This is a genomic window from Priestia sp. SIMBA_032 (genome assembly GCF_046535215.1).
GTDB classification, from domain to species: domain Bacteria; phylum Bacillota; class Bacilli; order Bacillales; family Bacillaceae_H; genus Priestia; species Priestia aryabhattai.
On sequence record NZ_JAWRXD010000655.1, the window covers coordinates 1 to 272 of the forward strand.

Sequence of the window (272 nt, forward strand, 5' to 3'; positions counted from 1 at the left end):
ATGCGCGCCGGCGAGGCGCGCTCGGCGGCAGCGCGCAACCAGCTCGCGCCGATCAGGGCGATCCTGCAGCTGGCCCTCGGCAACCCCGACGCCGCCGCCGCGATCGTGGAGCGCGACACCGCTGTCGGTCCCGACCGTCACATCGCCCGGGCCCGCGTGCATCTCTCGCTCGGCAGGAACGGCTCCGCCCTCACCGAGTTGAAGGCCGCCACGGGGAAGCCCCTCACCGCCCGGACCGCTGCCGAAGCTGCCTCCCTCGAAGCGGCGGTGCT

General features: G+C 75.0%; 1 protein-coding gene. It reads left to right on the plus strand.

The features are described 5' to 3' along the window. Nucleotides 1-272 (plus strand): hypothetical protein (locus tag SB717_RS35870; RefSeq protein ID WP_410907740.1); only part of this gene is annotated, 272 nt, incomplete at both ends.